Source organism: Microbacterium rhizosphaerae, from assembly GCF_034120055.1.
Lineage (GTDB): Bacteria > Actinomycetota > Actinomycetes > Actinomycetales > Microbacteriaceae > Microbacterium > Microbacterium rhizosphaerae.
Window position 1 is genome coordinate 806,747 of record NZ_CP139368.1, and the last position, 12,974, is coordinate 819,720.

General features: G+C 70.6%; 10 protein-coding genes. 3 read left to right on the forward strand and 7 right to left on the reverse strand.

Translation table 11 applies throughout. The features are described from left to right. Positions 1-40: 40 nt before the first annotated feature. Both SM116_RS03555 and SM116_RS03560 read right to left on the reverse strand, forming a co-directional pair. On the reverse strand, positions 41-883 hold the full coding sequence (locus tag SM116_RS03555; RefSeq protein WP_320943090.1) for an LLM class F420-dependent oxidoreductase: 843 nt from the start codon (positions 881-883) through the stop codon (positions 41-43). Positions 884-917: 34 nt separating this feature from the next. Beyond that, the gene (locus SM116_RS03560) at positions 918-2,630 is read right to left on the reverse strand and encodes a molybdopterin-dependent oxidoreductase (protein WP_320943091.1); all 1,713 of its coding nucleotides are present in this window, start codon (positions 2,628-2,630) and stop codon (positions 918-920) included. 228 nt (positions 2,631-2,858) lie between these two features. Here SM116_RS03560 and SM116_RS03565 point away from each other — a divergent pair, with 228 nt between their 5' ends. Genes SM116_RS03565 through SM116_RS03575 form a run of 3 tightly spaced genes read left to right on the forward strand, consistent with a single transcriptional unit; the run spans position 2,859 to position 6,365 of the window. Beyond that, positions 2,859-4,538: a circularly permuted type 2 ATP-grasp protein gene (locus tag SM116_RS03565; protein WP_320943092.1), complete on the forward strand. Its 1,680-nt coding sequence runs from the start codon at positions 2,859-2,861 to the stop codon at positions 4,536-4,538. After that, positions 4,532-5,464 (forward strand): alpha-E domain-containing protein, encoded by a 933-nt coding sequence (locus SM116_RS03570; protein WP_320943093.1) that lies wholly within the window; start codon positions 4,532-4,534, stop codon positions 5,462-5,464. The genes SM116_RS03565 and SM116_RS03570 overlap by 7 nt, the downstream gene beginning before the upstream one ends. A 55-nt stretch (positions 5,465-5,519) precedes the next feature. After that, the gene (locus SM116_RS03575) at positions 5,520-6,365 is read left to right on the forward strand and encodes a transglutaminase family protein (protein ID WP_320943094.1); all 846 of its coding nucleotides are present in this window, start codon (positions 5,520-5,522) and stop codon (positions 6,363-6,365) included. 4 nt (positions 6,366-6,369) lie between these two features. On the opposite strand, the gene SM116_RS03580 is transcribed toward SM116_RS03575, so the two are convergent. The 5 genes from SM116_RS03580 to SM116_RS03600 form a co-directional block, all read right to left on the reverse strand. Beyond that, the gene (locus tag SM116_RS03580; protein WP_320943095.1) at positions 6,370-7,131 is read right to left on the reverse strand and encodes a hypothetical protein; all 762 of its coding nucleotides are present in this window, start codon (positions 7,129-7,131) and stop codon (positions 6,370-6,372) included. A 138-nt stretch (positions 7,132-7,269) separates the two neighbouring features. Beyond that, positions 7,270-8,529, reverse strand: a complete 1,260-nt coding sequence (locus SM116_RS03585; protein WP_320944088.1) for an MFS transporter — start codon at positions 8,527-8,529, stop codon at positions 7,270-7,272. A 56-nt stretch (positions 8,530-8,585) separates the two neighbouring features. Further along, positions 8,586-9,020, reverse strand: coding sequence for a MarR family winged helix-turn-helix transcriptional regulator (locus tag SM116_RS03590; RefSeq protein ID WP_320943096.1), 435 nt, complete (start codon positions 9,018-9,020; stop codon positions 8,586-8,588). Positions 9,021-9,135: 115 nt separating this feature from the next. Further along, a complete protein-coding gene (locus SM116_RS03595) occupies positions 9,136-10,533 on the reverse strand; it encodes a rhamnulokinase (RefSeq protein ID WP_320943097.1) in 1,398 nt (465 codons plus the stop codon). Positions 10,534-10,678: 145 nt separating this feature from the next. Next, entirely contained in the window at positions 10,679-12,832 is a 2,154-nt protein-coding gene (locus SM116_RS03600) for a bifunctional aldolase/short-chain dehydrogenase (RefSeq protein WP_320944089.1), read from the reverse strand. Between the last annotated feature and the right edge of the window lie 142 nt (positions 12,833-12,974).

A 12,974-nucleotide genomic window follows, 5' to 3' on the forward strand; every position in this document is an offset into this window, starting at 1 on the left:
CCACCCGCGGCTGACTCGGGTCGGCCGAGACGGAACTCGGTCAGGCGAGTCGCAGCTCGGCGGCGATCGCGCGCAGGGCGGGGAGGGCGTCGTCGCGCGCGGGCACGACCTGCACCGACACGTGGTCCGCCCCGGCGTCCAGATGCTCCCGGATGCGTGCGGCGAGGGCCGCGGCATCCCCCTGTGCGACGATGGCGTCCGTCAGCCGGTCGCTGCCCGGGGGCTCGACGTCCTGCTCGCTGAATCCGCCGCGCCGCATCGTGGTGGTGTAGTTCGACATGCCCAGGTAGCGCGTGAGGAACGTGCGCGCGGACTCGCGGGCCCTCTCCTCGTCGGAGTCGAGCACCACCGTCTGCTCGGGCGCGACGAGCACCCCGTCGCCGAGCGCCTCGCGCTCCTGTGTGCTCTGGGCCGGGATCGTCAGGTACGGATGCGTGCCCGCGCTGCGCTCCGCGGCGAGCCGGAGCATCCGCGGCCCGAGCGCCGAGATCACCCGCCGGTGCGTCGGCACACCGTGCTCATCGAGCACGTCGAGGTAGCGGTTCGTCGCGTCGAGCGGACGCACCCGCTCGGGCGTCGCCTCGCGGTGCCCCGACCCGATGCCGAGCAGGAACCGCCCGGGATGCTTCGCGTCGATGCGGTGGAAGGATGCGGCGACCTCCGCCGCGTCGGCCTTCCAGATGTTCACGACGCCTGTCGCGAGGTGCAGCCGCTCGGTCGCGTCGAGCATCCGCTCCACGGCCTCGAGGTCGGCTCCCGGCGAATAGCCGAGCCACAGCGCGCCATAGCCCAGGCTCTCGATCTCGGACGCGAACGCGGCATCCACCTGCGTGAATCCCCGCCACACGCCCACCGTTCCGAGGGTGTCGCTCCATGTGCTCATCGCGCTCCTTCCGTCGTCGCCGGACGCGGCGCGGTCACACCACCGACACCGCGATCTGATGCCATCCTGACGCACCGTCGGGGGCCGGGGGCGCCTGCGTGCTGGTCTGCTGCTCGCCGGTCGCGCTCGTCGCCCGGCACCGTACGGTGTGCGAGCCGGACGCCGCCGACCACGGCAGCCGCCACTGCACCCACGTGTCGTCCGAGATCGCGGTGGCCAGCTCGGCCTTCTGCCACGGCCCGTCGTCGATCTGCACCTCGACTCCGCTCACACCGACGTGCTGCTGCCAGGCGACGCCGGCGAGCATCACGGTTCCGGCGGTGACCGAGGCGCCGTCGCGCGGCACGTCGATGCGCGACTCGAGCTTGATCGGGCCGCGCTCCGACCAGCCGCGCTGGGTCCAGTACGCGGAGGCATCGGCGAACCTGGTGACCTCGAGGTCCGTCACCCACTTCGTCGCCGACACGTAGCCGTAGAGGCCGGGCACGACCATCCGCACGGGGAAGCCGTGTTCGGCCGGCAGCGGCTCACCGTTCATGCCGACGGCGAGGATCGCGTCCCGCCCGTCGGTGAGCGCTTCGAGCGGGGTGGATGCCGTGAACCCGTCGATCGACGTCGACAGCACCATGTCGGCGCTCGAGGACACGCCGGCGCGGCTCAGCAGGTCGCGGATCGGGTACCCGAGCCACACGGCGTTCGAGATGAGGTTGCCGCCCACGTCGTTCGACACGCACGTGAGGGTCGTCGTGCTCTCCTGCAGCGGCAGCGCGATCAGCTCATCCCACGTGAGCGTCACCTCCTTGTCGACGAGGCCGTGGATGCGCAGCTTCCAGGTGGCGGGGTCGACCTGCGGCACGATGAGCGCCGTGTCGATCCGGTAGAAGTCGGCGTTGGGCGTGATGACGGGGGCCAGACCCGGGATGCGGAAGTCCGCGGTCGCCGGAATCGGCGCGGCGGTCTTCGCGGGCGCGGGCAGCTTCAGCGCGTTGCGCACGGCGGCCACCGAGCGCGAGCCGCCGCGCAGGACCGTGCCGCCCACGCCGGCGAGGATGCCGATCGCCGCCGCCGCGCCCGTCCACAGGAGGAACGTCCGGCGGGATGTCCCGTCATCGGGCCTCGGTCCCGGGGCGCTTCCCTCCGGTCCCCGAGCGCTTCCCTCCGGCCCCCGAGCGCTCCCCTCCGGTCCCCGAGCTTGTCGAGGGGTCGCATCGGGAGGCGGAGTCCGCGGGATCGCGGTCGACCCTACCCGCGACGCCTCGATGGGCTCGGCGAGGGAGGGAGCCGGAGCCACGGGGCGGGCAACAGGGATCCGGCGGAGGCGGATCACCAGCAGCCCGAGCACCCATGCCGCGAGGACGCCCGCCACGGCCGACGGGAGCCACGCGAGCAGGCCCGCGTCCGCACGTGTCAGCGCGGCGAGGACACCGGCGAGCCCGAAGACGAAGACGACCACGCGCCCCCACGGAGGGAAGCGCGCCTCGAGCACTCCCGCCAGGGCGGCGAGCCCCAGGACCACGATCGCGATGCCGGTGAGGAGGGCGGCCTTGTCGTTCGTGCCGAACAGCGAGATCGCGACATCCTTCGCCCACGGCGGCGCGAAGTCGATCAGTGCCGACCCGATCGCGGCGAAGGGGCTCGACGTCGGATCGATGACCGCAGCGACGAGCTCTCCGACGCCGGCGCCCAGCACGACGGACGCCACGCCGGCCACGGCGGCGAGGGGATACGACGGGTGCGAGTCGTCCACCCCGTCAGAGTATGACCGGTGGCTGTGGCTGGGCCCCGAGATTCGGTGACAGACCGGTGACAGGCGCCGATCCCATGGCGGTCGGCGTCGACGTCTCCGCCGGCCCCGCGCCCCTCACGAGGTGGCGCATAGTCGATCCACAGGTTGCGCAGCGGCGAGGAGTCGGTGAAGGTCAGGCGACGGATGCGAAACACCGCCGTCACACGCGCGCCAGTAGGCTCGTTCTCCATGGGTGACCTGTTCGACGGCTACGGCTCCACGCTGGCGCCGCGCAAGACCCCGCAGGGGATGCCCGCGTTCGACGAGATGTTCGGCGAGACCGCCGGAGCGGCCCCCGCGCGCGACGCGTACGAGGAGCTCTATCAGGCCCTCGCACAGATGACGCAGGAGGAGCTGCGCGGCCGCACGGAGTCGCTGGCCAGCTCATATCTCGCGCAGGGCGTGACGTTCGACTTCGCGGGCGAGGAGCGTCCGTTCCCGCTCGACGCCGTGCCCCGCATCATCGAGTACGACGAGTGGTCGCACATCGAGGCGGGCGTCACGCAGCGGGTTCGCGCACTCGAGGCGTTCCTCGACGACGCCTACGGGCGGCAGAACTGCGTGCGCGACGGCGTCGTGCCCGCCCAGCTGATCGCCTCGAGCCAGTACTTCTACCGGCAGGCCGCCGGCATCCACGCCGCCAACGGCGTGCGCATCCAGGTGTCGGGCATCGACCTCATCCGCGACGAGAACGGCGTCATGCGCGTCCTCGAGGACAACGTGCGCGTGCCGAGCGGTGTGAGCTACGTCATCTCGAACCGGCGGGTGATGGCGCAGACGCTCCCCGAGCTGTTCGTCTCGATGCAGGTGCGTCCCGTCGGCGATTACCCGAACAAGCTGCTCGCGGCGCTGAAGGCGTCGGCTCCCGCCGGCATCGAGGAGCCGACCGTCGTGGTCCTCACCCCCGGCGTGTACAACTCCGCGTACTTCGAGCACACGCTGCTCGCCCGCCTGATGGGCGTCGAGCTCGTCGAGGGCCGCGACCTCCTCTGCGTCGGCGGCAAGGTCTTCATGCGCACCACGCGCGGCCCGGTGCGCGTCGACGTCATCTATCGCCGCGTCGACGACGACTTCCTCGACCCACTGCAGTTCCGCGCCGACTCGATGCTCGGCGCCCCGGGACTCATGCTGGCCGCGCGCCTGGGCAACGTCACGATCGCCAACGCGGTCGGCAACGGCGTCGCCGACGACAAGCTGCTGTACACCTACACGCCCGATCTCATCCGGTACTACCTCTCCGAGGAGCCGCTGCTGCAGATCGTCGACACGTGGCGCCTGGAGGATCCCGCCGCGCTCGAGGAGGTGCTCGACCGCCTCGACGAGCTCGTCGTGAAACCGGTCGACGGGTCGGGCGGCAAGGGTCTCGTCGTGGGACCGGATGCGTCGCGCGCCGAGCTCGACGCGCTCCGCACCCGTCTGCTCGCGGATCCGCGCGGCTGGATCGCGCAGCCGGTCGTCATGCTCTCGACGATCCCGACGCTGGTGGAGGACGGGATGCGTCCGCGCCATGCCGACCTCCGCCCCTTCGCCGTGAACGACGGCGACGACATCTGGGTGCTGCCCGGCGGACTCACGCGCGTCGCGCTGCCCGCGGGCCAGCTCGTCGTGAACTCCAGCCAGGGCGGCGGGTCGAAGGACACGTGGGTCGTCGGCGGGATCGCCCCCGCCCACGTCGAGTACGGCCAGGGTCAGGGGCTCGCGGGCCTCGTCGCCGACCAGGCTTCGGTGCCCGGTTCGGAGTCGACGGACGAGGAGGACGCCGGCCATCCGGAGCCCGTGCGGCAGGTCGCCCACTCGCCGCAGGACCAGCCGGCGAAGAACCGTCGCCAGGAGGAGCAGCAGCAGCAGACGCGAGGTGCGTCGTGCTGAGCCGCATCGCGGAGAGCCTGTTCTGGATCGGCCGCTACATCGAGCGCAGCGACGGCACCGCCCGCATCCTCGACGTCCAGCTGCAGCTCCTGCTCGAGGACCCCTGGATCGACGAGGACAGCGCCTGCCGCTCCCTCCTCGCCGTCATGGGCGCGTCCCTGCCCGAGGGCGCGGAGCGCGTCACGCGCGACCAGGTGCTCGCGCGTCTTGCCGTCGACCGGATGACGCCGTCGAGCATCGCGTACTCGCTCACGTCGGCCCGTGAGAACGCGCGCCGCGCGCGCGAGATCCTCTCGACCGAACTGTGGGAGTGCCTGAACACGACGAGCGCCCGGATGCCGCGGCGCCTGCAGATCGACAAGGTGCACGACTTCTTCCACTGGGTGCGCGAGCGCGCCGCACTCGCGGTGGGCATCGTCGACACGTCGACGAGCCGTGACGAGGCGTGGCAGTTCTTCACCCTCGGGCGCGCGATCGAGCGGGCCGACATGACCGCGCGCCTGCTAGCCACCAGGACGCTGACGGAGGCGTCCGGGCCGTCGTGGACCACGATCCTCCGATCGTGCGGCGCCTACGAGGCGTACCTGCGCACCTACCGCGGCACGCCGAGCGCGCGCAATGCCGCGGAGTTCCTCCTGCTCGATCGCCTCTTCCCGCGCTCGATCATCTACTCCATCTCGCAGGCGGAGGGATGCATGAGCGCCATCGACCCCCGTGCCGACCGCGTCGGCCACTCCAACCAGGTGCTGCGGGCGCTCGGGCGCATCCGCAACGACCTCGAGTACCGCCCGCTCGCCGAGATCCTGAGCGAGCTGCCCGCCCACATGGATCAGGTGCAGAAGGTCACCCGCGAGGCGTCCGAGGCCATCCGACAGCGGTTCTTCCCGGCCCAGGCCGAGCCGAGCTGGATCGGAGAGATCTCATGACCCTTGTGCCGGTCGGTGAGCCCGTCGAACCACGCCGACCCGGGAGGCGGGAGCAGTGAAACGCTTGCGGATCGAGCACTCGACCGGCTTCTCGTACCCGGGCGACGTGTCGGCGTCGTACAACGAGGCGCGCATGCTGCCCGGCACGACCGACAGCCAGTTCGTCCTGAGCTCGGCGATCGACGTCGAGCCGTCGACCTCCGTCAACTCGTACGTCGACTATTTCGGCACCCGGGTGACGGCCTTCGACGTCATCGCGCCCCACAGCCTGCTGTCGATCACGGCGCGCTCGCTCGTCGAGGTGCGCCCGCGCCCCATCGAGCACGTCGGCATCACGTGGGAGGGCCTCGCCCGCGAGGCCCAGCGCTCGATCGCCACGGTGGAGCAGATGGCGCAGACGGGCCGCACGCAGCCGCATGAGGAGGTCGTCGAGATCGCGAGGTCGATCGCGTCTCAGCACGTCGACCCCGGCATGGCGGCCCACGAGATCTCGATGGCGATCGGGGATGCCGTGGAGTACATGAGCGGCGTCACCGGCGTGCGCACGACCGCGCACGAGGCGTGGGAGGCGCGCAAGGGCGTGTGCCAGGACATGGCGCACATCGCCATCGGCGCGCTGCGGGCGGTCGGCATCCCGGCCCGCTACGTGTCGGGATACCTGCACCCTCGCCCCAACGCCGAGATCGGCGTCGCCGTCGCCGGCGAGTCGCACGCGTGGATCGAGTGGTTCGCCGGTGAATGGCAGGGGTTCGATCCGACCAACAACATCGAGATCGGCGACCGGCACGTGCTGGTCGGCCGCGGCCGCGACTACGGCGACGTCCCTCCGCTGCGCGGCGTGTACGCCGGCCCGTTCAAGTCCAACCTCAACGTCAAGGTGACGATCACCCGCGAGGCGTAGTCCGTCAGGCGGTCGTCACCGCCGCGAGGTCGGCCTTCAGCTGCGCCATGTTGAAGCCCTCCGGGCTCTTGCCGCTCTTCAGGTACTCCGGCGAGATGTAGGCGTAGCTCTCGTCGTTGTACTTCTGGAGGAAGGCATCCGTCATCGGGTGCTCCTTGCCCCACGTGACGATGACGAGCATCCCGTTGCGACGTGCGACGGCGCTGATGTAGTGACCGCCCTCGATCTTCGAGCCGGGCACGACGTCCCACGGCTGGCCGGCGTTGAACTGGTCCATCGCGCTCTGCGGGAACTCGACTCCGACGCCCACGGCGCCGAACAGGTAGAGAGCCGTCAGGTGCTCCTGAACGTCGCCCGGCGTGAGGGCGAGGTACGCGCCGATCTTGTGATGCTTCCCGTTGGCGTCGACGATGCCGGTCTTGCGGCGGTAGCTCGCCGCCTTGGCCGGGTCGGTGCCCTGGTCGGTCGTGGGGTCGTTCGGGTTGTAGCCGGTGATCGCCGAGTAGTTCTTGATCGCCGCGTCCGTCGACACCGGGATCTCCGTGCTGCCGTTGGCCGTCCAGAGCATCGTCTCGTGCAGGGCACCGGCGATGACGCAGTCGCCGACGGTGTCGTTGCCGAGCATCTCCCACTGCGCGATCGGGGCGTCGTGCCCGAACTCGGGAGGCGGCGTGGGCAGCTGCGGTTTCTCGAGATACGTGGAGAGCTTGAGCTTCACGGCTCCCGGGACTGCGGGGAGCTTGCCGAGTTTGAATGTGCCGGGCATGTCGACCTCCTGCGGTCTGACGGATGGATTCCAACGCAGAGAAGAGGGCGACGCGACCCGCGGTGATACCGGCGGCGGGTGGGGGATGCGGCTGCGACCCCGTCCGGCGCGACCCCGTTGTCGCGTCGGCCGGGTGGCCTACTTCGTGACGACCCGCAGCGGGCGTGTCTCGTCGATCGCGACGCCGAATCGGGTCGAGCTGTCGCGGTGGACACGGCCCGACCACAGCATAGTCGTGAGACCGATCGCGCAGGCGACGAGGCCGGCGGTGGCGCCCAGCTGGATGGCCGCGCGCGGCCCGAAGGTCGTGGCCACCCACCCGGCGATGGGGGCGCCGATGGGCGTCGCGCCCATGAGGATCGCCATGTAGAGGGCGAGCACGCGGCCGCGCAGTTCGGGGTCGGTCGTCGTCTGGACGTAGCCGTTGGCCGTCGTGAGCATCGACACGGTGCTGAAGCCGACGAAGACGAGCATCACGGCGTACAGGCCGTACACCGGCATGAACGAGGAAATCATCGACGCGACGCCGAAGCCGCCGGCGGCGAAGGTCACGACCCGCATCCGGGCGCGCTCGCGCCGGGCGGCCATCAGGGCGCCGGCCAGGGAGCCGATCGCGAGCACCGAGCTGAGGAGCCCGTAGCCGTCGGCCTTCTGGCCGAACTCCAGCGCCATCGTCGACGCGAAGATCGGGAAGTTCATGCCGAACGCTGCGATGAGGAAGACCATGACGAACAGCACGACGAGGTCGCGCCGGCCCGCGACGTAGCGGAAGCCATCCGCCAGGCGCGCGGCGGTGTGACTGCGGATGCGGGGGATGAGCTCCGCCGGGCGGATGACGAGGAGCGCCACGATCATCGCGAGGAACGTCACGGCGTTGACGATGAACATCCAGCCGGTGCCGACGAGGACGATCATGACGCCGCCGACGGCCGGTCCGATGAGACGGGCCATGTTGAAGGATGCGGCGTTCAGCGCCACCGCGTTCGACGCGTTCTCGCGCGAGACGACGTCGGAGACGAAGGCCTGGCGGGCCGGGCCGTCGAAGGCGTTGGCGATGCCGAAGCAGAGGGCGAAGACCCACATGAGCGGCAGGGTCATCACGTGGGTGAGCAGGAGGACGCCGACGGTCACGGCGAGCAGCATGAGCGTCGACTGCGTCACCATGAGCAGCTTGCGACGGTCGAAGCGGTCGGCGACCCAGCCGGTGATGCTCACGAGCACGAGAGGAGGCCCGAACTGCAGCGCCATCGTGACGCCCATCGCCGTGGCGTCGTTGTGCGTCAGCTCGGTGAGGACCACCCAGTCCTGGGCGGTGGCCTGCATCCATCCGCCGATGTTGGAGATCAGCGCGCCGATGATCCAGACGCGGAAGTTGAAGAGCGAGAGCGACCGGAACATGGCGCTCCCGCGCCGGGCTCCGCGCGATGCGGCGGGAGGAGTGGGCGCGGGGACACTCACGCGTCGGCCACCTTCCGCATGATGACGGCCGCTTCGGCGAGGGCTGCGCGCTCCGCGTCGCTCAGCGCAGCGAGAGCCTGCTCGAGCCAGGCGTCGCGGCGGCGGACCGTCTCCTTCACGACGGCGAGACCCTCGGGCGTCAGCTCGATGTTGACCTTGCGCCGGTCGTCGGCGTCGGTGGTGCGGGTGAGGTAGCCGGCTTCCTCGAGGCAGTTGACCGTGCGGTTCATCGAGGGAGCGGTGACCCGCTCGCGCTCGGCCAGCTCGCCGAGGGTATGGATGCCGTGCACCTTCAGCGCGGCGAGGACGGCGAACTGTCCGTCGCTCATGGTGTCGACGGCGCGCTGCGCCCGCAGTCTGCGCGCGAGCCGGAAGGTCGCCATGCGAAGGTCGGCGGCTGTGCTGGTCTGCAGGTCTGTCGTCGCGCTCATACGATGCTTAGCATAGCTCATTAGTCTTGCTAAGTAAAAGTGACGCCGGCTCGCGAGGACGCTGCTCGCCTGTCACCTTCACGGGCTGCAGCCCATGAAGGCGACAGGTGAGCCGTCAGGCGCGCGGCAGGTAGACCTCGGGCTCGTGCGTGCGGGCCACGAGGTCGCGGAGGGCCTCGAGCGATCCACCGACGAAGCCCGCGGCGCGCGCCTGGACGAGCACGTTGCCGAGCGCCGTCGCCTCGACCGGACCGGCGGCGACCGGCAGACCCGAGCGGTCCGCGGTGCGCTGGCAGAGGAGGGCGTTGAGCGCTCCGCCGCCGACGATGTGGATCGAGCGCACGTCCACGCCCCCGATGCGCCCGGCGTCGGCCGCGGCATCCGCGAACGCCTGCGCGAGGGACTCCACGATGCTGCGGGCGTACTGCGCGCGCGTGCGCGGAGCCGGCATCCCATGCTCGGCGAACCACGCGTCGATGCGCGAGACCATGTCGCCCGGCGGCAGGAACCGCGGGTCGTCGACATCGAAGATCGGAGCCTGCACCTCTGCCGCCTCAGCGAGCAGCGACGGCAGGTCGATCGCATGGCCGTCGCGCTGCCACGTGCGGACGGTCTCGCTGAGCACCCACAGACCCATCACGTTGCGCAGCAGGCGGATGCGTCCGTCCACGCCGCCCTCGTTCGTGAAGCCCGCCTCGCGGGCGGCGTCGGACAGCACGGGCCGCTCGACCTCCACGCCGACGAGCCCCCACGTGCCGCACGAGATGTAGGCCGCGGCATCCGGTCGCATCGGAACGGCGACCACCGCGGACGCCGTGTCGTGCGATCCCACCGCGGTGACGGTGGCGCTGCCGCCGAGATCCGCGGTGAGGCCTGCACGCAACGGGCCGAGCGCCTCGCCGGGCGAGATCAGCTCGGGCAGGATGCGGCGAGGGATGCCGAGTGCGGCCACGAGCTCGTCGTCCCATTCGCCGGCGCGCAGCAGCCCGGTCGTCGACGCATTCGTGCGCTCCGCGCGCGCCTCGCCCGTCAGCCAGTACCCGATGAGGTCGGGGATGAGCAGCGCCGAGTCGGCGAAGGCCAGGATGTCGGGATCCTCCGCCGCGAACTGGTACAGCGTGTTGAAGGGCAGGAACTGCAGCCCGTTGCGGGCGAACAGCGCGGGGTGCGGCATCCGCTCGTGTACGCGCGCCACGCCCGCCGCCGTGCGGGGGTCGCGGTAGTGGTACGGCTCGCCAAGGAGGCGCCCGCTGCGCAGGAGCCCGTAGTCGACGGCCCACGCGTCGACGCCGATGCTCGCGATGTCGGCGTTCGCGCGGAAGGCCTCCCGCAGTCCTTCGGTCGCTCCCGCGTAGAGCGAGAGGATGTCCCAGTGCAGTCCGTCCGACGTCTGCACGGGCGTGTTGAGGAACCGTGCGACCTGCTCGGTCTGGAGGGTCTCGGCCCCGACGTGGCCGACGATGACCCGCCCGCTCGTCGCCCCCAGGTCGATCGCCGCGACACTGCCGCTCATCGCGGGCTCCCCGCATGGCTGAGGACCGGCCGTTGAGCGAGCGGAGCGAGACGAAACGTGGAAAGCGCGACCTCGTTTCGACTCGCTGACGCTCGCTCAACGACCCGCGAAGGGGAGACCCGGGATCGCAGCGCAGAGGGACGCATCATCGGAGGAAGGCGGCGGCGACGCCGGAGTCCACGGGGATGTGCAGGCCGGTCGTGCGGCTGAGCTCGGGGCCGGTGAGCACGTACACCGCGTCGGCGACGTTCTCGGGCACGACCTCGCGCTTGAGGATCGTGCGGTTCGCGTAGAACTGACCGAGGTCCTCCTCCTTGACGCCGTACGTCGCGGCGCGGTTCGCACCCCAGCCGGAGGCGAAGATGCCGGAGCCGCGCACGACGCCGTCGGGGTTGATGCCGTTCACGCGCACGCCGTGCTCGCCGAGCTCGACCGCGAGCAGGCGCACCTGGTGGGCCTGATCGGCCTTCGTCGCGGAGTACGCGATGTTGTTCGGGCCGGCGAACACGCTGTTCTTCGACGAGATGTAGATGATGTCGCCGCCCAGGCCCTGCTCGATGAGCGCCTTCGCCGCGGCCTTCGAGACGAGGAAGGAGCCCTTGGCCATGACGTCGTGCTGCAGGTTCCAGTCCTTCTCGGTCGTCTCCAGCAGCGGCTTGGAGAGCGAGAGACCGGCGTTGTTGACGACGAGGTCGACCCCGCCGAACGCGAGGAGCGTGGCGTCGATCGCCGCCTGGACGCCCTCGGCATCGGCCACGTTCGCGGCGACGCCGATCGCCACGTCGGCGCTGCCGAGCTCCGCAGCCGCCGCCTGCGCCTTATCGAGATCGAGGTCGGCGACCACGACGCACGCGCCCTCGGCCGCGAGGCGGGTGGCGATGGCCTTGCCGATGCCCGAGGCGGCGCCGGTGACGAAGGCGATGCGACCCTGGTGGGTCTTCGGCTTCGGCATCCGCTGCAGCTTCGCCTCCTCCAGCGCCCAGTACTCGATGCGGAACTTCTCCGCGTCCGAGATCGGGGTGTAGGTCGACAGTGCCTCGGCGCCGCGCATGACGTTGATCGCGTTGACGTAGAACTCGCCGGCGACGCGGGCGGTCTGCTTGTTCGCGCCGTAGGAGAACATGCCCACACCCGGCACGAGCACGATGAGCGGGTCGGCGCCGCGCATCGCGGGCGATGCCGGTTCGGCGGTCCCTGAACCTGTCGAAGGGGAGCCCGTCGAGGCGTGCGCGTCGTAGTAGGCGGTGTAGGCGGCGCGGTACTGCTCGTGCAGCTCCTTGAGACGGTCGATGGATGCCTCGACCGTCGCCGCGGCGGGCAGGTCGAGGATCATCGGCTTGACCTTGGTGCGCAGGAAGTGGTCGGGGCAGCTCGTGCCGAGCTCGGCCAGGGCCGGCGCCTTCTCGGACGCGAGGAAGTCGAGCACGACGTCGCTGTCGGTGAAGTGGCCGACCATCGGCTTGTCGGTCGACGCGAGTCCGCGGATCGTCGGGGCGAGGGCCGCGGCCTTCGCCCGCCGCTCAGCCTCAGGCAGGGCCTCGAAGCCCGGCCGAACTCCACCGAACGGCTCGGCCTTGCCGTGCTTCTCGATGTATTCGGCCGCGCTGGCGATGATCTGCGTGGAGTTCTGCTCCGCCTCCTGCGACGTCTCGCCCCAGGCCGTGATGCCGTGGCCGCCCAGGATGCATCCGATCGCCTGCGGGTTCTTCGCCTTGATCTCCGCGATGTCGAGGCCGAGCTGGAAGCCGGGGCGCCGCCACGGCACCCACACGACCTTCTCGCCGAAGATCCGCCGCGTGAGCTCCTCGCCATCGGCCGCCGTCGCGATGGCGATGCCCGAGTCGGGATGCAGGTGGTCGACGTGCGCTGCATCCACCAGTCCGTGCATCGCGGTGTCGATCGACGGAGCCGCGCCGCCCTTGCCGAACAGGCAGTAGTCGAACGCCGCGACCATCTCGTCGTCCTTCTCGTGCCACGGGCGGTCGGCGCCTGTGTAGACGTCGACGAGGGCGCGCAACCGGTCCAGGCGCAGGACGGCGAGACCCTCGGGCCTCAGGGTGCCGAGGTCGCCGCCGGAGCCCTTCACCCAGAGCAGCTCGACCGGCTCGCCGGTGACCGGGTCGATCTCGGTGCCCTTGGCGGACGTGTTGCCGCCGGCGTAGTTCGTGTTCCGCGGGTCGGCGCCCAGGCGATTCGACCGGGCGATGAGGTCGGCGGCGGTGGGGTTCGTCATTTCATGGTCCTTGTCATGCGTGCTTCGCCTGTCACGATCTCGGGGTGTCGCCCGTGTTCGTGACAGCTGAACGGTTGCTCTCCTGCTCGCCTGTCACGATCTCGGGGTGTCGCCCGTGTTCGTGACAGCTGAACGGATGCTCTCCTGCTCGCCTGTCATGATCTCGGGGTGTCGCCCGTGTTCGTGACAGGGGAAGCGGGATGCGATG

Coding starts and splice junctions, on each gene's coding strand:
- SM116_RS03590 (WP_320943096.1), bottom strand. CDS start 9,020: ATGAGCGCGACGACAGACCTGCAGACCAGCACAGCCGCCGACCTTCGC.
- SM116_RS03595 (WP_320943097.1), bottom strand. CDS start 10,533: ATGAGCGGCAGTGTCGCGGCGATCGACCTGGGGGCGACGAGCGGGCGG.
- SM116_RS03580 (WP_320943095.1), bottom strand. CDS start 7,131: ATGCCCGGCACATTCAAACTCGGCAAGCTCCCCGCAGTCCCGGGAGCC.
- SM116_RS03565 (WP_320943092.1), top strand. CDS start 2,859: ATGGGTGACCTGTTCGACGGCTACGGCTCCACGCTGGCGCCGCGCAAG.
- SM116_RS03555 (WP_320943090.1), bottom strand. CDS start 883: ATGAGCACATGGAGCGACACCCTCGGAACGGTGGGCGTGTGGCGGGGA.
- SM116_RS03585 (WP_320944088.1), bottom strand. CDS start 8,529: ATGTTCCGGTCGCTCTCGCTCTTCAACTTCCGCGTCTGGATCATCGGC.